General features: G+C 35.3%; 18 protein-coding genes and 1 pseudogene. 7 read left to right on the top strand and 12 right to left on the bottom strand.

What is annotated here, in order from left to right; genetic code table 11:
- A partial coding sequence (locus CXF59_RS06380) for an OmpA family protein (protein ID WP_157824484.1) occupies positions 1–190 on the top strand: 190 nt, incomplete at its 5' end.
- A gap of 56 nt (positions 191–246) precedes the next feature.
- Here CXF59_RS06380 and CXF59_RS06375 read toward each other — a convergent pair.
- The gene (locus tag CXF59_RS06375) at positions 247–750 is read right to left on the bottom strand and encodes a CAP domain-containing protein (protein WP_101137015.1); all 504 of its coding nucleotides are present in this window, start codon (positions 748–750) and stop codon (positions 247–249) included.
- A 436-nt stretch (positions 751–1,186) separates the two neighbouring features.
- On the opposite strand from CXF59_RS06375, the gene recG reads away from it, so the two are divergent.
- The 5 genes from recG to CXF59_RS06350 all read left to right on the top strand — a co-directional run bounded on the left by recG (position 1,187) and on the right by CXF59_RS06350 (position 10,252).
- Positions 1,187–3,292: an ATP-dependent DNA helicase RecG gene (gene recG, locus CXF59_RS06370; protein ID WP_101137013.1), complete on the top strand. Its 2,106-nt coding sequence runs from the start codon at positions 1,187–1,189 to the stop codon at positions 3,290–3,292.
- A gap of 236 nt (positions 3,293–3,528) precedes the next feature.
- Entirely contained in the window at positions 3,529–4,587 is a 1,059-nt protein-coding gene (locus CXF59_RS06365; RefSeq protein WP_101137012.1) for an efflux RND transporter periplasmic adaptor subunit, read from the top strand.
- A 76-nt stretch (positions 4,588–4,663) separates the two neighbouring features.
- Positions 4,664–7,759, top strand: coding sequence for an efflux RND transporter permease subunit (locus CXF59_RS06360; RefSeq protein ID WP_101137010.1), 3,096 nt, complete (start codon positions 4,664–4,666; stop codon positions 7,757–7,759).
- Positions 7,740–9,074, top strand: a complete 1,335-nt coding sequence (locus tag CXF59_RS06355; protein WP_101137009.1) for a TolC family protein — start codon at positions 7,740–7,742, stop codon at positions 9,072–9,074. The genes CXF59_RS06360 and CXF59_RS06355 overlap by 20 nt, the downstream gene beginning before the upstream one ends.
- Positions 9,075–9,328: 254 nt before the next feature.
- A complete protein-coding gene (locus CXF59_RS06350; protein ID WP_101137008.1) occupies positions 9,329–10,252 on the top strand; it encodes an AraC family transcriptional regulator in 924 nt (307 codons plus the stop codon).
- A gap of 1 nt (position 10,253) precedes the next feature.
- Here the strand turns inward: CXF59_RS06350 and CXF59_RS06345 are convergent, their stop codons facing one another.
- On the bottom strand, positions 10,254–10,628 hold the full coding sequence (locus tag CXF59_RS06345; RefSeq protein WP_101137007.1) for a DUF779 domain-containing protein: 375 nt from the start codon (positions 10,626–10,628) through the stop codon (positions 10,254–10,256).
- A 104-nt stretch (positions 10,629–10,732) separates the two neighbouring features.
- Positions 10,733–12,238, bottom strand: a complete 1,506-nt coding sequence (locus CXF59_RS06340; protein WP_101137006.1) for an aldehyde dehydrogenase family protein — start codon at positions 12,236–12,238, stop codon at positions 10,733–10,735.
- Between the two features lie 264 nt (positions 12,239–12,502).
- On the opposite strand from CXF59_RS06340, the gene pheT reads away from it, so the two are divergent.
- Positions 12,503–14,923 (top strand): phenylalanine--tRNA ligase subunit beta, encoded by a 2,421-nt coding sequence (gene pheT / locus CXF59_RS06335; RefSeq protein WP_101137004.1) that lies wholly within the window; start codon positions 12,503–12,505, stop codon positions 14,921–14,923.
- 122 nt (positions 14,924–15,045) lie between these two features.
- On the opposite strand, the gene CXF59_RS06330 is transcribed toward pheT, so the two are convergent.
- The 9 genes and pseudogenes from CXF59_RS06330 to CXF59_RS06290 form a co-directional block, all read right to left on the bottom strand.
- Positions 15,046–15,600: a fasciclin domain-containing protein gene (locus tag CXF59_RS06330; RefSeq protein WP_101137003.1), complete on the bottom strand. Its 555-nt coding sequence runs from the start codon at positions 15,598–15,600 to the stop codon at positions 15,046–15,048.
- Between the two features lie 192 nt (positions 15,601–15,792).
- Complete coding sequence (locus tag CXF59_RS06325; protein WP_101137002.1) at positions 15,793–16,260, bottom strand: hypothetical protein; 468 nt, start codon at positions 16,258–16,260, stop codon at positions 15,793–15,795.
- Between the two features lie 115 nt (positions 16,261–16,375).
- Entirely contained in the window at positions 16,376–18,154 is a 1,779-nt protein-coding gene (rpsA, locus tag CXF59_RS06320; RefSeq protein WP_101137001.1) for a 30S ribosomal protein S1, read from the bottom strand.
- 429 nt (positions 18,155–18,583) lie between these two features.
- Positions 18,584–19,840 (bottom strand): nucleoside permease, encoded by a 1,257-nt coding sequence (locus CXF59_RS06315; protein ID WP_101137000.1) that lies wholly within the window; start codon positions 19,838–19,840, stop codon positions 18,584–18,586.
- Positions 19,841–19,910: 70 nt separating this feature from the next.
- Positions 19,911–20,606: a (d)CMP kinase gene (gene cmk, locus CXF59_RS06310; RefSeq protein ID WP_101136998.1), complete on the bottom strand. Its 696-nt coding sequence runs from the start codon at positions 20,604–20,606 to the stop codon at positions 19,911–19,913.
- Positions 20,607–20,613: 7 nt separating this feature from the next.
- Positions 20,614–21,633, bottom strand: a complete 1,020-nt coding sequence (gene porQ / locus CXF59_RS06305) for a type IX secretion system protein PorQ (RefSeq protein WP_101137018.1) — start codon at positions 21,631–21,633, stop codon at positions 20,614–20,616.
- Between the two features lie 171 nt (positions 21,634–21,804).
- The gene (gene lon, locus CXF59_RS06300) at positions 21,805–24,255 is read right to left on the bottom strand and encodes an endopeptidase La (RefSeq protein WP_101137017.1); all 2,451 of its coding nucleotides are present in this window, start codon (positions 24,253–24,255) and stop codon (positions 21,805–21,807) included.
- A 253-nt stretch (positions 24,256–24,508) separates the two neighbouring features.
- Positions 24,509–24,922 (bottom strand): annotated as a pseudogene (locus tag CXF59_RS06295) (MFS transporter); the annotation flags it as partial.
- Positions 24,923–25,063: 141 nt separating this feature from the next.
- Positions 25,064–25,882, bottom strand: coding sequence for a M48 family metallopeptidase (locus tag CXF59_RS06290; protein ID WP_101136997.1), 819 nt, complete (start codon positions 25,880–25,882; stop codon positions 25,064–25,066).
- Positions 25,883–25,954 lie beyond the last annotated feature (72 nt).

Below are 25,954 nucleotides of genomic sequence, written 5' to 3'. Positions count from 1 at the left end.
GTCTTTATCAGACAGAAGAGCACAATCAACTATCGCTTGGTTAATAGAAAACGGAGTGGATAAAGGTCGTTTAACCGCTAAAGGATATGGGGAAAACCAACTCATAAATAAATGTGCTGACAACGTTGACTGTACCGAAGAAGAGCATCAACTAAACAGACGAAGCGAATTTATTATCATGGAGTTATAAAAAAATAACCAGAATATCAGCTGATATCCTGGTTATTTCAAACTAAACAAATTTAATTATATTTTTGCAAAAATATTAGTGTAATATTTTTTATTAGTTACTGGATTTTCTCTTATTGAAATTCCAAAATGAGTATAATTACCAACTATATTTTCTTTATGACTTGGACTATTTAGCCAAGCATTAACCGCTGCTTCAGGTGTACTATAATTATAAGCTATGTTCTCGCCAACTGTTTTTGCTCCCTGCGTTTTTATAATATTTTCAGAGCGATCTACAAAACCATCATGGTTAACTACATTATTAGTGATCATGTACTCATCATGATCTTCTGATTGAACTGAAATATAATTAATTTTCTCTAAAGCACTTAGGCCAACACTTACTCGATAGTCGTTTATTAGTTTCATTGTCTGCAATTCACTAGGGCTATAAGTATAATTTACAACAACTTGTGATTTTGCTTCTACCGTCGACACTTCAGAGGCATCAGAAGAACAGGAATTTAAAGTGAATATAACTGCTGCTAGCAGTACCGAGCGAAGTAAATTTGTTTTCATAATTTGGTAGTTTAAGTTTAAGGTAGATTGTGGGGCAAACTTCTTTAAAATTATATTTGTCTTCGTTCTAATTCTTTTCAAAGGTATGTACAATTCCGTTAAAACAACAAAAAAAATCGATGAAATACATCATTTTATTTAAAAAGTAATATTTTATTTACTTTTTTAACTAGATTGAAATAATCAATATAACTTTCAAGAAAAGAGATTAGATGATTTCTCCCAAATGCGCTTGTCTTAAAAAAAAGTGAACGAAACCTTATCTTACCTGTTTAATGTAGCTACTATCTTTTTTCATATTAAATTATTTCATAAGCACATTCCCTTCTTTCTTCATTTCCTAAATTCCCAATTTAAAACTATCTTCGCTTCCATAAGAAAAACAAGTTTGAATATTGAATCGTCAACTTGGAATTTTGAACTTGGAAAACCCGACATGAGCAACCTCTTAATTACCCCAATCGAATACCTAAAAGGCGTTGGTCCCAATCGTGGGGAGTTGCTGCGTAAGGAATTAGGAATTCACAAGTATCGGGATTTGATTAATTTATATCCAAACCGGTACATTGACCGAACACGTTATTACAAAATTAACGAGTTGCAAAATAATGCGGCCGAAGTGCAAATCATCGGTAAAATCATCAATATCAAAACGGTCGAATTTGCAAAAGGCAGGAAACGCCTCGTCGCCACTTTTGTAGATGATACGGGTCAGATGGAGTTGGTATGGTTTCAAGGACAAAAATGGATTCGCGAATCGTTGAAACTAAATGAAATTTCTGTTGTTTTCGGGAAATGTACTTCGTTTAACGGCGCTTATAATATGGCGCATCCTGAAATTGAAGCCCTGAGCGATCATGAGCAAAGTTTGCGTTCTGCCATGCAACCTGTATATCCTTCGACAGAAACCTTGACCAATCGTGGGATTTCAAACCGGGTGATCAATAAGTTAATGCAACAGCTGTTCTTAGAGACCCAAGAGTTATTTACAGAAACCCTACCCGATTATCTAATGCAGGAATTACAGTTGATTCCCAAAAAAGCTGCTTTATTCAACATTCATTTTCCTAAAAGCGCAGAAGCTTTGGCGAAAGCCCAATTCCGATTAAAATTTGAAGAATTGTTCTTTATCCAGTTGCAATTAATTACCAAAAATCTGGTTCAAAAACACAAAATAAAGGGACATCCCTTTACCAAAGTGGGTGATAATTTCAATGAATTTTATCAAAACCACCTGCCTTTTGAACTCACAGGAGCACAAAAAAGGGTAATCAAAGAAATCAGAACGGACATGGGAAGCAATGCCCAAATGAACCGTTTATTACAGGGGGATGTAGGTTCAGGAAAAACGATTGTAGCTTTTATGAGTATGCTTCTGGCTCTCGATAATGGATTCCAGGCCTGTTTGATGGCTCCGACAGAAATCTTGGCAAACCAGCATTTTATCGGGCTTTCAGAATTATCTAGTAATCTTAATATCAATATAAAAATACTTACTGGTTCAACTAAAACTTCAGCTAGAAAAATAATCCATGAAGAATTAGAAAACGGTAGTTTACACCTTTTGATTGGGACACATGCTTTACTAGAAGATAAAGTAAAATTCCAAAATTTAGGGTTGGCTGTCATTGATGAGCAGCATCGTTTTGGAGTAGAGCAGCGTTCTAAATTGTGGAAGAAAAATACGATTCCGCCACACGTTTTGGTAATGACCGCCACCCCTATTCCGCGAACACTCGCGATGAGTTTATACGGTGATTTGGACATCTCCGTTATTGACGAATTACCTCCTGGACGAAAACCAATTCAAACGGTGCATCGTTTTGACAGCAACCGCTTGAAAGTATGGAAATTTATACGGGATGAAATCGCTTTAGGCCGACAAATATATATTGTCTATCCGCTGATACAAGAATCTGCAAAAATGGATTTTAAAGATTTGATGGATGGTTATGAAAGTGTTTCGCGCGACTTTCCGTTGCCAGATTATGCCATTTCTATTTTGCACGGAAAAATGAAACCGGCCGATAAAGATGCCGAAATGAAACGTTTTTCAGATGGAAAAACCAACATTATGGTCGCCACAACAGTTATTGAAGTTGGAGTAAATGTTCCTAATGCTTCGGTAATGATTATTGAAAGTGCCGAGCGCTTCGGTCTGTCGCAACTGCATCAATTGCGCGGTCGTGTAGGTCGTGGTGCCGACCAAAGTTATTGCATCCTGATGACGAGCCATAAATTAAGCTCTGATAGCAAAACCCGCATGGAAACAATGGTAAGCACTAATGATGGCTTTGAAATTGCCGAAGTCGATTTGAAGCTCCGCGGTCCGGGAAACTTGATGGGTACTCAACAAAGTGGTGTCCTTAACCTTCAAATTGCTGACCTTGTACGTGATAGAGACATTTTAGCTTTAGCCAGAGAAAAAGCAATCAAAATTCTTACCGCTGATGCACCCTTGCAAAAACCGGAACACGCCACTTTGAGAGCGGTCTACATTGAGCTGACCAAAAAGAAAAATATCTGGAATTATATCAGTTAAAAGGTCTGTCTACTTTCTTAACTACCCTATTTTTCAGTTCCTAAACTTTAACATTTACATTACATACCGATGTATATATTACTTTATAAGTAAATACTGGAGAATAGATAGTATTTAATTAGTTCTATATTATATATTTGTATGTACAAATGTATAACGCCATTTAAACCTTTATTCAATTGGGGATAGTGCCCCTTTAGTTCAATCAAAAATAATACTTCTTTACGCAATATGTTATGAAATTAAAATACTTCTTTTACACCTTATTAATTGTCGGTTTTGGTGCTTTTATTACTTACAGAATACTTGAAAACAAAAGTAATTCAAACGACTCTGCAGGAACATCTGGTTCGACCGCTGCGATGAAAGTAAGCGGAATCATTGCCCATCCACAGACATTTGATAATAAACTTTCCCTTTCTGGTTCTGTTGAAGCAAATGAACAAGTGGAGATTCGCTCAGAAGTTTCTGGAATTGTGGAAAGCATCAATTTTCAGGAAGGAACTAATGTCAGTAAAGGACAATTGCTTTTTAAAGTAAATGACATAGAGTTAAGGGCCCAACTCAGTCAAGCGAACACCAAACAAAGCCTGGCTTCAGAAAACGAAAGAAGAGCCAAACTTCTATTACAAAAAGAAGCGATAAGTCAAGAAGAGTATGATGTAGCAAGAGCCGAATATGCTTCTACAAAAGCACAAGGCCAATTAATAAAAGCCCAAATTGCTAAAACCGCAGTAAGAGCACCCTTTTCAGGAAAAATAGGGTTGCGTTCTATTTCTGTTGGAACCTATATAACGCCAGCTATTTTAGTGGCAAAACTAGTTAATGTTGGTAAACTAAAAATCACTTTTTCTATCCCTGAAAAATATGCTTTGGATGTCAAAATGAATACGATCATCAGTTTTACAGTTACTGGATCTACTGAAGAGTACAGTGCTAAAATATATGCCATAGAGCCCACTGTTGAAATTGCAACAAGAACGCTGCAGGTAAGAGCTATAGCAGAGAACAAAGAAGGAAAATTGTTACCGGGTACTTTCGCCAATGTCGAATTGCCTTTAGACATTATTAAAGATGCCATTTTAGTCCCAACAGAAGCGGTTATTCCTGTACAAAACGGGAAGAAGATTTTTATTTCTGAGTTTGGAAAGGCCAAAGAAGTAATGATAGAAACAGCTACCAGAACAGATGCTTCTCTTATTGTATTATCGGGTCTAAAAGCGGGTGATACCGTTATTACCAGCGGTATCATGTCTTTGAAGAATGATGCCCCGGTAAAAGTGATAATTAAGTAAATTTCGGTCCAAACAGCAATCGAAATCCGTTCGTAGCATATCTGGATTAAACAAAAAATCACAAATTTAAATCTAAATGAGTTTATCTACATTCAGCATTAAAAGACCCGTATTTACTATTGTAATAAACTTGTCAATAGTACTATTCGGGATTATAGGTTACACTTTCCTCGGTGTTCGAGAATTTCCTTCGATTGATCCTGCGCAAATTTCGATTCGCACCAATTATACTGGAGCCAATTCAGATATCATTGAATCACAAATTACAGAACCATTGGAGAAAGCGATTAACTCCATCGATGGAATCCGAAACATTACCTCCTCGAGCTCGCAGGGAAGCAGCAGTATTACGGTAGAGTTTAATTTAACAAAAGATCTTGAAGAAGCGGCTAACGATGTTCGTGATAAAGTATCACAAGCTACAAGGAGATTACCACAAGATATTGACGCCCCTCCAGTCGTTTCAAAAGCAGATGCTAATAGTGACGCTATTATTTCAATGACGGTGCAAAGTGATACCCGAAGCCAGCTTGAGCTAAGTGACTATGCGGAGAATGTCATCTCACAACGATTAGAAACGATTCCCGGAGTCAGCGGCGTCCAAATTTGGGGGCAAAAAAGATATGCGATGCGTTTGTGGATAGATCCGATAAAATTAGCTTCTTACGGTTGTACCGTTTCAGAAGTGAGAGCCGCGCTAAACCAACAAAATGTAGAATTACCATCTGGAAAATTGACGGGCGACAATACTGAATTAACAGTCAAAACAGTTGGAAACCTTGCTACAGCAGAAGAGTTCAACAGTATCATTATTCGTTCAGATGGAGACAAAACAGTTCGCTTTAGCGATATCGGTTCCGCTGTTTTAGGTCCAGAAAATATTGAAACTAAATTAAGTCAATCTGGCTTGCCATTAATTGGATTAGCGATCGTGCCGCAGCCCGGAGCTAACTATTTAGATATTTCTACCGCATTCTATGAGCAATATGAAGCTTTAAAGAAAGATTTGCCAAAAGACATCCATTTAAACATTGCCCTTGACAACACTATTTTTGTAAAAAAATCAGTTCTCGAAGTTGCAGAAACCTTAGGGATTTCTATATTTCTTGTAATCTTAATTATCTATTTATTTTTTAGGGATTGGGCGATTGCCTTCAGGCCTTTAATTGACATACCAGTTTCGCTGATTGCGACGTTCTTTATCATGTGGCTGTTTGGGTTTTCCATTAATGTATTGACTTTGTTAGCCATTGTATTAGCAACGGGGCTCGTAGTAGATGATGGAATTGTCGTCACAGAGAACATTTATAAAAAAGTGGAAGAAGGCATGTCCCCTATTAAGGCGGCGATCAAAGGATCTAATGAAATATTTTTTGCGGTTCTATCCATTTCCATCACCCTTGCGGCAGTATTTCTTCCCGTTATTTTTCTGGAAGGATTTGTCGGGCGATTATTCCGGGAATTTGGAGTCGTCATCAGTGCGGCTGTATTGATTTCCGCTTTTGTATCGCTTACATTAACCCCTATGTTGAATGCCTATCTGATGAAAGGAGGCGAGCAGAAAAAATCAAAATTTTACATTCTGACCGAACCCTATTTTAAAAAGCTAAACCTTAATTATGCAGATGCTTTAAGCCGTTTCATGAAGAAAAAATGGTTGAGTTTCCCTATATTAATAGCTTGTTTCGGCCTGATTTATGTCTTTTTTAATTTAATCCAAAAAGAGACTGCTCCCTATGATGATCGTAGTTCCTTGATTTTAAGGATGACAGCACCCGAAGGGTCAAGTTATGAATATACGGATCGATTCATGCAGGAAATTTCACAATTAGTGGATGATTCCATTCCGGAAAAAAAAGTAAGCTTAGTGGTTACTTCTCCAGGTTTTGGCTCTTCTTCCGTAAACAGTGGGTTTATGAGACTCTCCCTTAAGGAACCTGATGAAAGAGAACTGTCCCAAGATGAAATTGCAGAAAAGTTAACCAAGTGGACCAAACTATATCCAGAGGCTAAAACCTCCGTAACACAACAGCCAACAATCGCCGTAAACAGACGTGGTGGTTTACCTGTACAATACATTATTCAGGCACCTAATTTTGCCAAGTTGGAGGAAAAAATTCCATTATTTATGGAAGAAGTTGAAAATAACGCCACCTTTTCCAACTCTGATGTGAATTTAAAATTCAACAAACCAGAGATCAATGTCACCATTAATCGTGAAAAAGCAGAAAGTTTAGGGATTTCCGTCATTGATATTGCTCAAACCTTGCAACTGTCCCTAAGCGGGCAACGTTTTGGGTATTTTATGAAAAACGGAAAACAATACGAGGTCATTGGACAATTTGAACAAAAAGACAGAGCAAAACCATTAGACTTGACCTCTATGTATGTCAAAAACAACAAAGGGCAATTGATCCAAATGGATAATATTATTAGTATTGAAGAACAAAGCAAGCCGCCTCAGTTGTATCACAACAACCGCTATCTGTCAGCGACTGTTTCTGCTGGTCTCGCTCCTGGCAAAAGTATAAATGATGGTATTGAAGCCATGAATGAAATTAAGGCAAAAGTGCTTGACGATACGTTCACAACAGATTTAGGTGGAGAATCTAGAGACTTTGTGGAAAGCAGCTCGAATACCTCTTTTGCTTTTGGACTTGCACTATTACTAATATTTTTGATACTTGCAGCGCAATTTGAGAGCTTTATCGACCCATTTATCATCATATTAACTGTCCCAATGGCTGTTGCTGGAGCTTTATTCTCTTTGTGGTTATTCGACCAAACTTGGAATATTTTCAGCCAGATTGGAACTGTGATGCTTATTGGATTAGTAACTAAGAACGGTATTTTAATCGTCGAGTTTGCCAATCAACTACGCGAACAGGGAAAACCTAAACTGGAAGCTATTTTAGAAGCTTCAGAAGCGCGCCTTCGTCCTATTTTAATGACGAGTCTAGCTATTTCATTAGGTGCGCTACCTATCGCTATGTCGCTTGGGGCGGCTTCCACTAGTAGAATAGGAATGGGAGTGGTAATCGTGGGGGGAACTATTTTCTCTTTGGTATTAACCTTATTTATAATTCCGGCCTTATATTTTATGTGGTCTAAAGCCAAAAAGCATTATCCAGAATTTGAACACATTGAAGAATATGAAAATGAAAGCAAATAAAATGAAATATTATAAAGTACTGATAAAAAGTCTGATTTTATTTTTCTTTTGTGTTTTGAAAATGAATGCACAGGAAATCTTAACCATTGAAGATGCCGTTAAGATAGCGTTGGAAAATAATTATGAAATAAAGATTGCAACAAATGAGTTAACAATTGACAAAACGAATGTATCTGCAGGAAACGCAGGTATGTTACCTAAAGCGACAGCATCAATAATTGATAATAATAGCATTATAAACCTTTCACAAACCCGTACAGACGGAACCGTTAATAGCCTCGACAATGCTAAAAACAATAGTTTGAGTTATGGCGTGAATTTAGATTGGACTGTTTTTGATGGCTTTAAAATGTTCGCAAAATTAGAGCAGTTAAAGGAATTACAAAAACAGGGTGAATCCCAGTTAAAACTGACTTTAATTACAAAAATTAGCGATGTTAATGCTGTTTATTTCGACTTGGTTCAGCAACAACAGCAATTGAACGCCTTAGACTCTACAATTGTCATTTCGAACCAACGCTTAACTTTGGCTCAAAATCGTTTTACAATAGGAAAAGCCTCAAAACTGGCCGTTTTAAATGCACATGTGGACTTAAATACTGATAAAGTAACAATATTGAGACAAAAGGAATTGTATGCAAATACAAAGACTTTACTAAATCAAATTCTTGCCCGAGATACAAAAACTGATTTCAAAGTAGTTGATTCCATTATTGTGGACCCCACTTTATCACTGCCTGAATTAACGTTATTAGCAGAAAAACAAAATCCACAACTGGAGTCATTGATAATAAACACAAGAGTTGCTGAATTACAGTTAAAACAAATAAAAGCCGTCCGATATCCGACGGTAAAAGTAAATACGGGCTACACTTTTTCTGATAGTCAATCCAGCCTCGGCTTTACAACACAATCCTCCGCCAAAGGATTAAATTACGGTTTTAGTGCTTTCTTGAATTTATTTGATGGCCTTGCCCAAAACCGAAATGAGAAAATTGCTAGCATCCAAATCGAAAATTCAAAAATGCAAATTGAACAGCAACGCTTAGCTCTAAATTCTCAATTAACCAACTTCTATCAAACTTATTTAACCAATCTGGAATTGATTGATCTAGAAGAAAATAACGAAGTGATTGCCAAACAAAACTTGGATATTACCCTGGATAAATTTCATATTGGAACAATAACCACATTGGAGTTTAGGACCGCTCAGTTGAATCATGTCAATGCTAAAGTACGTTACAGTAATGCTCAATTTCAGGCAAAACTATCTGAAATTGCGTTACGAGAATTAGCCGGTAACCTTAGTTTCTAATCAATGTGTATCATTGTACAATGAGATAGAATAACTACTCTCCTAACCCACTTTCAACGAATTTCGTAGTAGTGATATGTTTTTTTTTATACAAAAAATGAAATCGAACTATGTTGTAATTGTCTGCTAATAGACAAGGCTGCTCCATCTTAAAAAACTGGATAAAGAATTAGTCTGGTATTTTATAAAAATAGCGTTATAGCTACACTAATTTTCATTAATTTTAAGACATTCCTTTTTTAAAGTTTAAATCTATGAATAACAATCGCGCTTTTATAAATCCACCGCATTTATCAAACGAAAAATCATTAAAAACTTTAGTGGAAAACAGAACTGTTTATAATTTAAATCATTGTGAATTAAATCTTTTCGAAACTTACAAATCTTCAACATTGGTTCCCTTGAAGTTTAATGACCTAGTTGTTACCAGTATGCTGAGAGGAAAAAAAGTAATGCATCTTTTTGACGACCCGGGTTTTGAATACTTGCCTGGAGAAACCGTTGTTATTCCTTCTAACGTAGAAATGAAAATTGATTTCCCGGAAGCCACTAAAAATAATCCAACCCAATGTTTAGCTTTGGCGATAGACCAAACCAAAATAAACGATACTTTACAATTTTTAAATGAACGTTATCCCAAAGAAGGCAACGACCAATTCTGGCATTTAAATTATCAAAATTATTATTTTTATAACAATATTGAATTGGCAACGACTATCAATAAATTGATAAAAGAATGCATGAGTACTTCAATTACCAAAGATGCTTTAGCCGATTTAACTTTACAGGAACTATTGGTACGGATCATACAGACGCAAACGGCAAAATCTATAGAAGATGGTTTGTTTTCCGATCCTAATACCCCAATAACTCAAGTATTAGATTACATCCGATTAAATTTAAGAGAAAACATCACACTTAAAAATCTAAGTGAGAAAGCCTGCATGAGTACCACTTCTTTTTATCGATTTTTTAAGAGGGAATTGGGTATAAGTCCTATAGAGTTTGTGATACGCGAAAAATTAAGATGTGCTAAACAATTGCTTAAAAACCCTACAATACAAGTAAACGAAGTCTGTTATTTATCCGGTTTTGAAGACAGTAATTACTTCATCCGTTTGTTTAAAAAGCACGAAGGAATTACGCCGAAACAATACCAGTTGTTGTACGTAAATTAGATTATTCAATATATTTTAGCGGCTCAAGTGATTTTTCTTCCTCTGGTGTAAAAATCCTGTATTCAATTCGGAATGTCTTTTTTAATGGCGTTTCCAAAGAAAATCCTCCTACTCCAAAAGCATCAATTACATCCAAGGTAAAATGCGCATGTTTCCAATATTCGAATAAGTCCTTGTCTACCCAAAATTCAGTATTTTCTATGGAGCCAATGCAAATATCCCCTAATCTTTGATAGAACCCTCCCTTTTCAAAGCATTGCGGCTGCGTTCCTTCACAACAACCCCCAGCCTGATAAAACATCAGGTCACCGTGTTTTTCCTGCAAGATTTTTATTAATTCGATTGCTTTTTCGGTTGCGTCAATTCTTCTTGTCATCTTTTCTACTATAAATCGTGAATTTTAATCTGGTTTATTTGTTGCCTCTTAAATTAAAAAAGGCAAGTCTTTCAACTTACCTTTTCTATATTTAGTATCGTATTCTAAAAGAAACCTAATTTCTTTTTATCATATGAAATCAACATGTTTTTCGTCTGACGATAATGTCCAAGCATCATTTTATGATTTTCACGTCCAATTCCTGATTGTTTATACCCTCCAAAAGGAGCGCCTGCAGGATAAGAATGATATTGGTTTATCCAAACACGACCAGATTGAATCGCTCTCGGAACCTGATAAATTTCATGTGCATCGCGTGTCCATACTCCAGCACCTAAACCATACATGGTATCATTTGCGATTTCGATGGCTTCTTCAGTTGTTTTGAAAGTGGTAACCGCCAAAACTGGTCCGAAGATCTCCTCTTGAAATATACGCATCTTATTGTTCCCTTTAAAAAGAGTTGGCTTGATATAATAACCTCCAGCAAGATCTCCTTCTAAGTGGTTTTGTTCACCACCGGTTAATAATTCAGCTCCTTCTTCTTTTCCTAACTTAATATAACTAAGAATTTTTTCTTGTTGAACCAATGAAGTCTGTGCTCCCATCATCGTTGTTGTATCCAATGGATTACCCATTTTTATCGCCTCGGTTCTTTCAATTACTCTAGCTATAAACTTGTCATAAATATCTTCATGAACTAATAGCCTAGATGGACAAGTACATATTTCTCCTTGATTCAACGCAAACATTACCGCTCCCTCAATGGCTTTATCAAAAAAGTCATCGTCAGCATCACCAACAGATTTCATAAAGATATTAGGTGATTTACCACCCAATTCTAATGTTACGGGGATAATATTTTCAGTGGCATATTGCATCACTAAACGTCCTGTAGGTGTAGAACCTGTAAATGCGGCTTTTGATACTTTTTTGTTCGTTACCAAAGCTCTTCCAAGCTCCGCACCAAAACCATTAACGATATTTACAACTCCTGGAGGAAGGATGTCCCCTATAAGCTCCATCAATACTAAAATGGAAATTGGAGTACTTTCTGCCGGTTTTAATACTACTGTGTTTCCTGCAGCTAATGCTGGAGCCAATTTCCAAATAGCCATTAAAATCGGGAAATTCCAAGGTATGATTTGCGCAATCACTCCCAAGGGCTCGCTTAAAGCAATAGTAACAGTTTGAGAGTCTAATTCTGCAATGGAACTTTCTTCTGCACGAATCACACTAGCAAAATACCTAAAATGGTCTATTGCCAAAGGAATATCAGCGGCTATTGTTTCACGTATCGCTTTCCCGTTGTCAATTGTTTCAACAGTGGCAATATACTCCAGGTTATCTTCCATAACCTGAGCAATTTTATTGAGCAACAGGCTGCGCTCAGTAGCTGAAGTTTTTCCCCAAGTTTGAAATGCTTCATGGGCTTTATCGACAGCAAATGCTACGTCCTCTTTGCTGGAATGAGCCGCCTGGGTAAATACTTTTCCATCAATCGGACAAATTACATCAAAATATTCCCCATTTATCGGAGCTACAAATTTCCCTCCTATATAATTATCGTATTTTGCCTTAAACTCAGGTCTTGAAACTATATTACTCATATCTTACAAATTTAAATTTTACCAAATATACTTTGATAAAATCCATTACTATAGCACTATTTATCCAATTAATAGCATTAAATTTTCATATGTGTTTTTTTATAGTTATTATTTTATTTTATTCATATATATTAACGACTTAGGTTGTTAATATAATATTTATAATACTTTTAAAATATGTCCGTTCTGAGCTAAAAAACAAAAAAAATAGTTTCTTACTACAAACTGCAATCCTTATATTTGCAATCTTATTAAAATTGACAGATGAAAATATCCTATAATTGGTTAAAACAATTTATAAAAATAGACTGGAACTCCGAAGAAACGGCAGCATTGCTAACAGATCTAGGTCTAGAAGTGGAAGTTGTTGAGAAATACCAGTCCATAAAAGGCGGCTTAGAGGGGATAGTGGTAGGACATATCCTTACATGTATTCCTCATCCTGATGCCGACAGACTAAAAATAACAACTGTGGATTTAGGCAATGGGGTACCTGTACAAATAGTATGCGGCGCCAATAATGTAGATGCAGGACAAAAAGTTCCTGTAGCAACAATAGGCACCGTATTATATGACGCAACAGGCGTTGGTTTTACCATAAAAAAAGGAAAAATTCGTGGACAGGAAAGTCACGGAATGATTTGTGCCGAAGATGAGTTAGGTCTTGGAGCCAGCCATGACGGTATCATGATATTAGACAATTCAATTGCCGCAGGTACAAAAGCGGCAGATGTGTTTAAAATAGAAAATGACGAAGTATTCGAAATCGGACTTACACCTAATCGTGCCGATGCGATGAGCCATTTAGGGACGGCACGTGATTTAAGAGCCGGTTTACTGCAAAGCGGAGTAAATGTTGAACTAATTACTCCTTCCGTCAGCAATTTTAGAGTGGATATGAGAACCCTTAAAATTGATGTAAATGTAGAAGAAACGCTACTAGCCCCGCGCTATTGCGGTGTTACCATTTCAGGAGTTACTGTAAAACCATCTCCTAATTGGTTGCAGGACCGATTGAAAGCAATAGGAATTACGCCTAAAAATAATGTGGTAGATGTAACTAATTACGTCTTACATGAATTGGGACAGCCCCTACATGCCTTTGATGCTACAAAAATAAATGGAAAAATTATTGTAAAAACCTTGCCTTCAGGAACTAAGTTCACAACATTGGACGATGTTGAAAGAACTCTTCATGAAGAAGACCTAATGATTTGTGATGAAAAAGGACCTTTGTGTATTGCCGGAGTTTTTGGCGGTAAAAATTCTGGGGTTTCAGAGCATACTACTACTATCTTTTTAGAAAGTGCTTATTTTAATCCGGTAAGCATCCGTAAAACGGCCAAAAGACACCAATTAAATACTGATGCCTCTTTCCGTTTTGAAAGAGGAATTGACCCTACAATTACAGCATATGCACTAAAACGTGCCGCGCTGTTAATTCAAGAAGTAGCAGGTGGCGATATTACATCCGACCTGATTGATGTCTATCAAAAGAAAATAGAAGATTTCTCCGTATTCTTAAACTTTGGTAATGTTGCCAAAATCATCGGGCAAGAAATACCAAAAGACACTATTAAACAAATTTTAGTTTCATTGGAAATTAAAGTAAATAGCTTCTCAGAGACAGGACTGGGATTAACAATCCCAGCTTATCGTGTTGATGTGCAAAGAGAAATTGACGTAATAGAAGAAATATTAAGAGTTTACGGATACAACAACATCAGTTTTTCTAAAAAACTGAATGCGACGGTATCAAACTCTCCTCGAAATGAAGATTATAAATTACAAAATATAGTTGCTACACAATTGAATTCACAAGGATTTAATGAAATGATGGCCAACTCATTAACAACAGCTTCTTATATTGAGCTTTCAGAAATGTTGAAGGAAGAACACAATGTAACGATGTTGAACCCTTTGAGCAACGATTTAGCGACATTGCGACAATCATTATTGTTTTCTGGATTGGAGGCTATATCCTACAATATCAATCGCAAAAACAGTAGTTTCAAGTTATTTGAATTTGGAAAAAGCTATCATAAATTCTTATCCGGTTTTGAAGAACACAAACACCTGACATTATTTCTTACAGGAAACAGAGCTAAAGAAAGTTGGACTACAGCGCAAAAGCCTTCCGATTTCTTTTTATTTAAAGGGTATGTAGATGCTGTACTCGCTAGATTCGGAATTCAAAAAACACAAAATAGCCCTGTAATATCTGATGTTTTTTCAGAAGGTATTGCGATAGGCGCAGGTCATAATGCATTAGTTGAATTTGGAGTTGTTAAAAAATCAATCCTAAAACATTTTGGAATAAAACAAGAAGTGTTTTATGCTGACTTTAATTGGGCTGTGATTATTAAAATGATATCGAATAAAATTAAATTTACTGAAATACCGAAATATCCTGAAGTAAGACGCGATTTAGCCTTGCTAATCGATCAAAACGTAACATATGACAGTATTTATACAATCGCAAAACAGACCGAAAAAAGCCTGTTAAAAGAAGTCAATTTATTTGATGTATATGAAGGAAGTAATCTGCCTGAAGGAAAAAAATCATATGCATTAAGTTTTACCATACAGGATAGTTCAAAAACGTTAACCGATGCTCAAATTGATAAAATCATGGGGAAATTGCAAAAGAATTTTGAAACAGAGCTTGGAGCCACTCTAAGATAAACTGTGCTAATCACCATAATAAAAAGCCCAATTCTAAACTTAGAATTGGGCTTTTTTACACAAAAAAAGTCCTGTAAAACACAGGACCTTTCAACCAACAAAAACCAACCTCTTAATTGAAATTATTGTTTTGGTAACACAACGGTATCAACAACATGAATCACCCCATTTGATTGATTCACATCGGAAATTGTGATTTGTGACATCGTACCATTTTCATCTGTGATGTATAATTTTTTCCCTTTCATCCAGGCAGTTAAAGTTCCACCACTAACTGTTTTCAATGTCGCTTTTCCGTTTCCTGCTTTAATTGCTTTAGCGATATCAGCAGCATTCATTTTTCCTGCTACAACATGATAGGTAAGAATTGTTTGCAACATTTTTATATTTTCTGATTTCAGTAATGATTCAACTGTTCCCATTGGCAATTTAGCAAAAGCTGCATTGGTAGGTGCAAAAACTGTAAAAGGTCCTTTTCCTTCCAGTGTTTCCACTAAACCGGCTGCTTTTACTGCTGCTACTAGTGTCGTATGATCTTTTGAATTAACTGCATTTTCAATAATGTTTTTTGAAGGGTACATAGCTGCTCCACCAACCATTACTGTCTTTTGAGCGAATGATGTTGCTCCAAATACTAATGCCATAACGGCTACTGATAAAAATTTTCTAGTTTTCATAAATATATTTATTAAGTTATATAAAGGCATTTACGTCACAATAGAAGTTATGGTTTTAAAATAGAGAAATAAAATTAAAAATTATTTCATCACATCTAAAGATCAACAAGTTGCATATTGCTTCTTTATATAAAAAAACCTCCGCTTCTTTAAAAAAGAGACGGAGGCTACAGAAATTTTCTAACATTATCTTCAGAAAACAGAAAAAATACCCGCAATTAAACCCATAAGAATAATAAAACCATAAAAACAAGCAAAAATCAACGCCATTATTCCAATGAATTTATAACGCGACTTCAAGTATTCGAACGAAGCATTTAATTGATCACTGTCATTGTCCCTAAAAGCAATCTTTATTTTAGACGAAAATTGAAACAAATAATAGATTGGAGAAAAATATAATAACGCAATAAGTAGATATATCAATGAAAAAAATCCTGTACCTATTCCCATCACCGGTTTCATAGCATCACTTATACTAGTCAGCTTTGAAAAAATTGTACCAATAAAGAACGCTAATAACACCATCAAGCCTATAAATACAAATCCTAAAATAAACAAAAAACAGCTCCATTTAGCTATTTCTTTCAAGAATCCTTGTGCTTTTTCTGATAATTCAAAAGATCTATTTGATACCAGTTCGGTAAAATTCTCTTCCATATTACATTTTTAATAATTAGGAATTAAATATAATATTTTTTGTTAAAAAATACTTATCAACAAAAAAAAGCCCCGCATTCCTGCGGGGCTTTACTATTTAAGAAAGATCAAGAAATTATTTTTTCTCTGTCTTTTCCATTTTAGCTTTCAATGCTGCAAGAACATCAGTGCTATCTCCTAAAGTGGAAGCAGAAGCATTTGTTGTAGATGCAGATGAAGTTTTCTCAGTAGCAGTTTTCACATTTTTCTCTTCTTCTTCACGGAAGATAGCAGTGTGAGATGCAACTACTCTTTTGAATTCTTTGTTAAATTCAATTACTTTGAAATCAGCAGATTCACCTTTTTTCAATTTCTTACCGTCTTCTTTTTCAAGGTGACGAGTAGGAATGAAAGCAACGATATCATCTCCAAATTCTACAGTAGCTCCTTTGTCAACAATCTCAGCGATTTCACCTGTGTGGACAGTTCCAACAGCAAATGAACCTTCGTATTGATCCCAAGGGTTAGGAGTAGTTTGTTTGTGACCTAAAGATAATTTACGTCCGTCAACATCTAGCTCTAATACTACTACATCAAGTTTTTCTCCAACATTCACAAATTCTGATGGGTGTTTGATTTTCTTAGTCCAAGATAGGTCAGAGATATAAATCAATCCGTCAATTCCTTCTTCTAATTCTACGAAAATTCCGAAGTTTGTAAAGTTTCTAACGATACCAGAATGCTTAGAACCTACTGGGTATTTAGAAGTTATGTCAGTCCAAGGATCTTGAGACAATTGTTTGATACCTAATGACATTTTACGGTCATCTCTATCTAACGTTAAGATAACAGCTTCAACAACATCACCTACTTTTACGAAATCTTGAGCAGAACGTAAATGAGTAGACCATGACATTTCAGAAACGTGGATCAAACCTTCAACACCTTCAGCAACTTCGATAAATGCACCGTAATCAGCGATTACAACTACTTTACCTTTTACTTTGTCTCCAATTGCTAATTTAGCATCTAGAGCATCCCAAGGGTGAGCGTTTAATTGTTTCAATCCTAATTGAATTCTTGTTTTCTCATCATCGAAATCAAGGTTTACAACATTTAATTTTTGGTCTAATTCAAGAACTTCACTTGGGTGGTTAATACGACTCCAAGAAAGGTCAGTAATGTGAATTAATCCATCAACTCCACCTAAATCAATAAAGACACCATAAGAAGTAATGTTTTTAACAACACCTTCTAATACTTGTCCTTTTTGTAATTGACCGATGATCTCTTTTTTCTGTACTTCAATATCCGCTTCAATAAGCGCTTTGTGAGATACAACAACGTTTTTAAATTCGTGATTGATTTTCACAACTTTGAATTCCATTGTTTTGTTTACATATACATCATAATCTCTAATTGGTTTAACATCAATTTGAGATCCTGGTAAGAAAGCTTCAATTCCGAAAACATCAACGATCATACCACCTTTAGTTCTGCATTTCACAAAACCATTAACGATTTCTCCTGTTTCGTTTGCAGAAATAACTCTATCCCATGATTTGATAGTACGTGCTTTTCTGTGAGATAACACTAATTGACCTGTTTTATCCTCACGGATGTCAATTAATACTTCTACAGTATCACCTACTTTTAATGCTGGGTTGTAACGGAATTCGTTTAATGAAATAACACCTTCCGATTTTGCGTTGATATCAACGATAACGTCTCTATCTGTAATTCTAACAACTGTTCCATCAACTACTTCTTCTTGATCAGTAGAAATAAATGTTTTTGTAACTAATTCTTCGAATTCTTTTAAGTTTTCTTGATTAACTGGGTCAATACCTTCTTCGAAGTTATGCCAGTTGAAATTTGCTAAAAACTCTTCTTGTGATTGTACTTGTTCAGACATGCTGATAAAAATTTGTATTCTGTATTTTCTCGAGTTTCTTAACAGTGATAGAAAACAGCAGAAGTTGTTTGTATAATTAATTGATACCCAAAGGAAACTCTTATCCACCAAAAGGTGCGCAAAATTAATACTTTTTTACTTAACTACAAAATAAATAACAAGCTGATGACCAATTAAAAGACAACAAACACTTTTTTAACATTAAATTAGCATAAACACTTGTTTATCAGAAGCATAAAGACCGTGCACTATCGCCATGTTCCTTCTGCTCCCCAAGCTTCGGGATGTCTCTATCCCTCGATTTCATTGTAAGGATACTCTCGACAATTGGAGACCATTAGAGCTAATTAACATGCATCATGATACCAATAAAAAACCCGATTGATTCAAGACTAATCGGGTTATATTTATTTTAAAACTAGTCTATTACTAGTGACTTACAGCAGCAGCAACATCCTCTGGGTAATGTTTATGCTTAAACAAAACAGCAAAAGCAATTGCTATGATTAATGCGTACGCTGCAAACGCAAGCCAAATGTTATGCCAGTCCCTAATACCGTTATGAGTGAAATAATTATCGATAACAATTCCGCTGAAAATCCCTCCAAAGAAGGCCCCAAAACCGTTAGACATCATCATAAATAACCCTTGTGCACTAGAACGTATTCTATAGTCAGTAGTAGTTTCTATAAATAACGAACCTGAAATATTAAAGAAATCAAATGCCATACCATAGACAACACAAGACATAATAATCATCCATAGTCCATCTCCAGGATTACCATAGGCAAACAATCCAAAACGCAATACCCAAGCAAACATTGAAAGTAGCATTACCTGTTTAATCCCAAATCTTTTTAGGAAAAATGGAATTGCCAAAATAAACAAGGTTTCCGAAACCTGTGAAATTGACATAATTATGGTGGAATATTTGGCCACAAAAGAGTCCGCATATTTTGGCGTGTTTGCAAATTCTGATAAGTACGTATCTCCATACATATTAGTAAGCTGCAATGCCCCTCCTAAAAACATGGAAAAAATAAAAAACAAAGCCATTTTATAAGTTCCAAACAACTTAAAGGCATCCAGTCCCAATTTTTCAATTAAAGTCGCATTTTTAACAACCGATTTTTGGGCAGGACATTTGGGCAATGTAAAAGAATAAATTCCCAAAACTAAAGAAGCAACCCCAGAAATATAAAACATATTAACTGACGCCTTGTTTCCTGATAAATTAGTCATCCACATAGCGGCAATAAAACCAATAGTTCCCCATACCCTAATAGGAGGAAAAACCTTTACCACATCAAAATTATTGTTTTTTAATATGTTATAAGCCACTGAATTAGACAGCGAAATTGTAGGCATATAAAACATCATAGCCAAAAATATTACCCAATAGAAAACAATAGGGTCATCAACTTGCGGTATATAAAAAATAGCAAATCCGCTTAAGATATGTAATATACCGTATAATTTTTCGGCATTAATCCATCTATCGGCAATAATCCCTGTTAGTGCAGGCATAATTATTGATGCAATTCCAAGAGTTGAAAACACTGCGCCAAATTCAGCACCACTCCACCCTTTTGTCCCAAACCAATAATTCCCAACAGTAATCAACCATGCCCCCCAAACAAAGAATTGAAGAAAACTCATTACCGTCAATCTATTTTTAATTCCCATAAAATGAATTCTTATATTTTAAATAACAAAAGCAGTAAATCTAATATTAAAAATGAGATATACAAAAAAATTAATCTGTTTTAATAACTTCATTAACCAACCCTAATACAATCTCAAATTGCTCTTCACGTGTAATATACGAATTGTCAATCTCGATGGCATCTTCTGCCAGTACCAATGGTGAGTTATCTCTATGAGTATCAATATAATCTCGTTCTTCTACGTTTTTAAGAACCTCTTCATAAGTAACTATATCGCCCTTTTGCAGCAATTCATCGTAACGTCTTTGTGCTCGGGTGGTTGAGCTAGCAGTCATGAATATTTTAAGTTCAGCCTCCGGGAAAACGACGGTTCCAATATCCCTGCCATCCATTACTATTCCTTTATCTTTCCCCATTTCTTTTTGTTGTTCCACTAATTTCGAACGTACTTCTGATATCTCCGCTACTTTACTGACAAAACTTGAAACTTCAATGGTTCTGATTTCTTTTTCAATATTGACATCATTCAAATACATTTCTGCAAAACCCAATTGTGGATTGTACTTAAATTGTAATCGAATGGCAGGCAAGCTAGTAATTAAGGATTCTTTGTCAAAATTTCCAGTTCCTATATATCCGTTTTGCATTGCAAATAATGCGATAGCGCGATACATAGCACCGGTATCAACGTAAACATATCCTAAATTATTGGCTAGTTGTTTAGCTAAAGTGCTTTTTCCTGTGGATGAAAATCCATCTATTGCAATTGTAATTTTTTTATTCAAAATAGTATTATTGAAAGTTAATTGTTAAACCAAAAAGACTTGTATTTCCTGCTAAAGTATATCTTGAGTAGGAGTAATTAAATTTTAATTTATTGAATTTTAATCCAAAGCCAAGTGAAACACCTGAGAAATTGCGCTGTTCCAGAATTCGTAATTCTTCTGCTCTTCTAAAATTATATCCCAATCTCAGATTAAAGGATTTCTGAGGAAAAAGTTCTACTCCGAAAATAACATGTCGCAAAGCATTATTCACAAATGATATTTTTTCCTCCATAGAAGTTCCATCAAGCGATGATTCGGCCCTAACGGGATTTGAAAAGGCAACATTCCATTGTTGCAAATTCTCTAATGTCAGATGCCATCGAAGAGGAACATGTTCTAATTCTTGAGAAACACCAACAATTACTTCAAGTGGCAATTTTTCTCGAACTTCAGAATAAGTTGTGAATTGGGTCCCTATATTCCGAATCACTAAACCCCAATTAACGTCATTTCTTTCGTCAATAAAAATCGCACCAATATCAATCGCTCCTCCTAATGAATTATAACTTTCGAGTGTTGAAGAGATTAATTTTGCGTTTGCTCCAATATGAATAGTCGTATTTGGAATGTTATAGGCATACCCTGCAGAAAGTGCAATTTCACTTCCCGTAAATGAAGTTGTAGATTGACCCGCTTCATCATACCCTTCAAAACTGCCGTAATTCACATAATTCACACCGGCCTGAAACGTTTGCAAATGACGGTCATAAGTGTACGCATAGGAAGCCGTACCGTAAGTAACTTCTCCATAATAACTACCGTAATTTAACGACAGATGATTATCCATTTCTACATTTATTGTTGCAGGATTAAAATTAACCTGATTCACGTCATCGTCATAAATCGTAATGGTTTTTCCGCCAAGCGCTGCTTGTCTTGGAGACGTTACTAAATTCAAAAACTGATAGGTATACTTACCTCCTATTTGACTGTAAGTTACAGTACAAACAAAAAACAACGAGTATAGTAAAAGTTTTTTGAACATGCTTAATAGCTGTATTTCTGTAAAATAAAACGCAATTGCGAAGATAAAATTATAATAGTAATAAACACCGCTTTTGTATATCCAAATTCCAAACAAATAAAATTCCAAAATCATCGCTTAATTACATTAGGCTTTGATTTTGGAACTAATCATTTTATGAAATTATTTTACTTATAAAATTTTAGCATTTTTAACCTTTTGATCCGTAATCGCTATTTTCAAAACCTCACTCATTTCTTTTACATAATGAAAAGTAAGTCCTTGAATATATTCTGGCTTTATTTCGTCAATATCACTTTTATTTTCGTGACATAAGATAATCTCTTTGATATTGGCCCTTTTTGCTGCTAAGATCTTTTCTTTTATTCCACCTACAGGCAATACTTTTCCTCTTAAGGTAATTTCCCCTGTCATCGCCATATTTTTCTTTACTCTTTTCTGCGTAAAAACAGAGACTAAAGAGGTCAACATGGCAATACCTGCACTTGGCCCATCCTTAGGTGTTGCGCCTTCTGGTACGTGTAAATGAATGTTATACTTAGAAATCATTTCAGGATTTAAACCCATAAGTTCTGCATTTGCCTTGATATATTCTAAAGCAATTGTCGCCGATTCCTTCATTACAGTACCTAAATTTCCAGTAATGGTCATTACTCCTTTACCTGGAGAAATCAAAGATTCTATAAAAAGAATGTCACCTCCTACACTTGTCCAAGCTAAACCGGTAACTACTCCCGCAACATCATTGCTTTCGTATTTGTCTCTTTCTAATCTTGGCACACCTAGGACTTTTATGATATCTTCATCCGTTACTTTTTTATTGTATTCTTCCTCCATGGCCACTGATTTTGCTGCATTTCGGATAACTTGAGCAATTTTTGCTTCTAATCCACGAACACCAGACTCACGGGTATAGCCTTCTACAATTTTTTCCAATTGTTTTTTTCCGAACGTTAAATCTTTAGAAGTCAAACCATGTTCCTTCAACTGTCTTGGAAGTAAATGCTGACGTGCTATCTCTACCTTTTCTTCGATAGTATATCCAGACATTTTAATAATCTCCATACGATCTCTCAAAGCTGGTTGAATCGTCGACATGGTATTCGATGTAGCAATAAACATAACTTTTGATAAGTCATATCCCATTTCAAGAAAATTATCATAAAAAGAATTGTTTTGTTCCGGATCCAATACTTCCAGCAATGCTGAAGATGGATCACCTTGACTACTTATCGATAATTTATCAATCTCATCCAAAACAAATACTGGATTTGATGTCCCTGCCTTTTTTAAACTTTGGATAATTCTTCCCGGCATCGCTCCGATGTAGGTCTTTCTATGTCCCCTAATTTCAGACTCATCACGCAAACCACCAAGGGAAATACGCACATATTCTCTACCTAACGCCTCTGCAACTGAACGTCCAATAGAGGTTTTACCCACACCTGGAGGCCCTGTCAAACAAATAATCGGTGATTTCATATCATTTCGCAATTTTAAAACTGCCAAATGCTCTATCATTCTTTTCTTCACATCTTCTAAACCGAAATGGTCACGATCCAAAATTTTCTGAGCGCGTTTCAAATCAAATTTATCTTTGGAAAATTCGTTCCAAGGCAATTCTAAAAACAAATCTAAATAATTTCTTTGAATACCAAAATCAGGAGCCTGCGGGTTCATTCGGCGCAACTTAGACACTTCTTTTTCGAAATGTTTTTTGGTTTTTTCATCCCATTTCTTTGTCTTTGCTTTAACCAACATTTCCTCCAACTCTTCTTCCTGAGAAGAACCACCCAACTCTTCTTGAATCGTTTTCATTTGTTGATGAAGAAAATATTCTCTTTGCTGTTGATCTAAATCAAAACGAACTTTTGACTGGATATCGTTTTTTAATTCGAGTTTTTGCAACTCAATATTCATATAACGAAGCGTCTCTAATGCTCTTTCTTTCAGATCATTAATCGCTAACAAATCTTGCTTTTCCTTAACAGACAAGTTCATGTTTGAAGTAACAAAATTGATTAGGAAAGATTGACTTTCAATATTCTTAATCGCAAATGTTGCCTCAGTAGGAATATTTGGGCTTTCTTTTATAATTTGTATAGCTAATTCTTTTATCGATTCAAGAATTGCTAAAAATTCAGTGTCTGTTTGTTCAGGTCTGTTTTCAGCAAAATCTTTTATAGTAGCGGTCAGATAAGGATCTTCTGAAGTAACAGCATCAATTTCAAAACGTTTTTTTCCTTGGAGAATCACGGTTGTATTCCCGTCAGGCATCTTTAAAACTCGTAAAATCCTAGCCACAGTACCCACTGTGTGAATATCATCTTTAGAAGGATCTTCGTCTGATTCGTCTTTTTGAGCTACAACCCCAATGATTTTACCTGCCGCGTTTGCGTCATTAATTAATTTAATAGATTTATCGCGACCAGCAGTAATAGGAATAACAACTCCAGGAAATAAAACCATGTTTCGTAACGGTAAAATCGGTAACGAATCAGGTAATTCTTCATTGATCATTTCCTCCTCATCTTCGGGAGTTAACAATGGTATTAATTCTGCTTCTGAGTCATATTCCTGTAGTGACAGATTGTCAATAGTAAGTATTTTATGATTTGACATATTGTTTTTGAGTCTTTTTGTCATTAAAAAATTTCAAGTAAATAACAAATATAAGGTATCAGTTGTTTAAATATGAATAAAACATGCATTAAACCTCATTATTCATTAGCTACCTCAAAATTGCAATCTTTATGCCATTTTGAAGAAATAAAAAATAATCATTTTAAAAGCTAATTGAATAAAATGTAGCTAATGTATTACTTTATTACTCTCTCACAAGTAAAGTCTAAACTCATTTAGCAATCTAGATGAAAAAAAAAACAATACTTCCCCAAAAGCCGATACTAGCTAAAATAGTACCTAGGACTCCAATCCACAAGGTATCTTGACCGGTAAAAAAGAATAAACTCATCACAGAAAAAGACCCCAGATAACAGAAAAACTGCATGAACCGTTTCTTATTTCCTGTGTAATCAGTTATTCCAGACAAAATGGGTGACATTAAGGCGACTATTACAATGGAAAAAGATAGGGAGTATGATAATAAAGACGAGTTATTAAAGTCACGCCCAAGAAATTGTACAATACCATTGTTGCCTCTTGTTACAGTCTCATAATAAATGGGGAAAACAGCAGTAGCGATTACTAAAATATAAACAGAGTTAGCCCAATCATAGAAAACTGATGCATTGATCAACTTTTTATCTCCTTTTTGTAATGCAATCATAGGATTATTTTTATACCAATTTTTTTATTTTTTTAATAGCAAACATATAAAATGTTAGAGATATTGAAAACTTAATGCAGTAGTAAACAGAAAAGCCAATTCAAATGAATCGGCTTTTCTGTTTTGTAAACTTATAAATTATTATTTGTAGATCATTCCAAATTTTGCTGCAATAGCTTTAGCTTCGGGAACCATCGCCTGTAAACTTGCTATTCTGGTAGCATCAGAGGGATGCGAACTTAAAAATTCAGGTGGCGCTTGACCGTTTGAACTTGCTGCCATTCTAGTCCAGAAAGAAATTGCTTGATCAGGATTGTAACCCGCAATAGCCATTAATATAAGACCTATTTTATCAGCCTCAGTTTCATGATTTCTGCTGTATGGCAACATTACTCCCACTTGTGAACCAACACCGTAAACTTTTTGCCAAGTTTGTTGTGTTTCTTCACTTTTTCCTCCTGTTGCAACAACCACTCCTACAGCACCAAGACCTTGAATTTGTGCGGCACTCATACGTTGCGCACCATGATTGGCAAGCGCGTGAGAAACCTCATGTCCCATCACAGTAGCTAGACCTGCATCATTTTGTGTTACAGGTAAAATGCCAGAGTAAACAACGATTTTCCCACCGGGCATACACCAGGCATTAATTTGTTTATCGTCAATTAATTTATATTCCCATTGGTAACCGTTTAAATAGTTCTGTTGACCTAAATAGTTAAGGTATTTTTCAGCGGCAACTTTTATTTTCATTCCCAAATTTTCTACTCTTCTGGCATCAGCAGTTCCTGTAATTACTTTATTTTCACTTAGAAAAGTTCCGTATTGTGCAAAAGAGGAAGGAAAGAGTTCGCTATTTGAAACAAAATTTAATGTTTTCTTTCCTGTCAGCGGATTTGTTGCACAAGAGACCAATAATCCCAATGAGCAAATCCCTACTAATATTGAATGTTTTTTCATGATACTATTTTTATTTTAACAAAAATACGATAATAGACGAAATTTTATTTGCAAAATTAATGGCAAATGTTG

The sequence above is a fragment of the Flavobacterium sp. ALD4 genome (assembly GCF_002836475.1).
Classification (GTDB): Bacteria; Bacteroidota; Bacteroidia; order Flavobacteriales; family Flavobacteriaceae; genus Flavobacterium.
The sequence above is the reverse complement of the archived record's forward strand: the minus strand, read 5'-3'. Positions and strand labels throughout refer to the sequence as shown.

What these genes read in the sequence shown, in the direction of transcription:
- CXF59_RS06375 (WP_101137015.1), bottom strand. Translation starts at nt 750, where the DNA reads ATGAAAACAAATTTACTTCGCTCGGTACTGCTAGCAGCAGTTATATTC.
- recG (WP_101137013.1), top strand. Translation starts at nt 1,187, where the DNA reads ATGAGCAACCTCTTAATTACCCCAATCGAATACCTAAAAGGCGTTGGT.
- CXF59_RS06365 (WP_101137012.1), top strand. Translation starts at nt 3,529, where the DNA reads ATGAAATTAAAATACTTCTTTTACACCTTATTAATTGTCGGTTTTGGT.
- CXF59_RS06360 (WP_101137010.1), top strand. Translation starts at nt 4,664, where the DNA reads ATGAGTTTATCTACATTCAGCATTAAAAGACCCGTATTTACTATTGTA.
- CXF59_RS06355 (WP_101137009.1), top strand. Translation starts at nt 7,740, where the DNA reads ATGAAAATGAAAGCAAATAAAATGAAATATTATAAAGTACTGATAAAA.
- CXF59_RS06350 (WP_101137008.1), top strand. Translation starts at nt 9,329, where the DNA reads ATGAATAACAATCGCGCTTTTATAAATCCACCGCATTTATCAAACGAA.
- CXF59_RS06345 (WP_101137007.1), bottom strand. Translation starts at nt 10,628, where the DNA reads ATGACAAGAAGAATTGACGCAACCGAAAAAGCAATCGAATTAATAAAA.
- CXF59_RS06340 (WP_101137006.1), bottom strand. Translation starts at nt 12,238, where the DNA reads ATGAGTAATATAGTTTCAAGACCTGAGTTTAAGGCAAAATACGATAAT.
- pheT (WP_101137004.1), top strand. Translation starts at nt 12,503, where the DNA reads ATGAAAATATCCTATAATTGGTTAAAACAATTTATAAAAATAGACTGG.
- CXF59_RS06330 (WP_101137003.1), bottom strand. Translation starts at nt 15,600, where the DNA reads ATGAAAACTAGAAAATTTTTATCAGTAGCCGTTATGGCATTAGTATTT.
- CXF59_RS06325 (WP_101137002.1), bottom strand. Translation starts at nt 16,260, where the DNA reads ATGGAAGAGAATTTTACCGAACTGGTATCAAATAGATCTTTTGAATTA.
- rpsA (WP_101137001.1), bottom strand. Translation starts at nt 18,154, where the DNA reads ATGTCTGAACAAGTACAATCACAAGAAGAGTTTTTAGCAAATTTCAAC.
- CXF59_RS06315 (WP_101137000.1), bottom strand. Translation starts at nt 19,840, where the DNA reads ATGGGAATTAAAAATAGATTGACGGTAATGAGTTTTCTTCAATTCTTT.
- porQ (WP_101137018.1), bottom strand. Translation starts at nt 21,633, where the DNA reads ATGTTCAAAAAACTTTTACTATACTCGTTGTTTTTTGTTTGTACTGTA.
- lon (WP_101137017.1), bottom strand. Translation starts at nt 24,255, where the DNA reads ATGTCAAATCATAAAATACTTACTATTGACAATCTGTCACTACAGGAA.
- CXF59_RS06290 (WP_101136997.1), bottom strand. Translation starts at nt 25,882, where the DNA reads ATGAAAAAACATTCAATATTAGTAGGGATTTGCTCATTGGGATTATTG.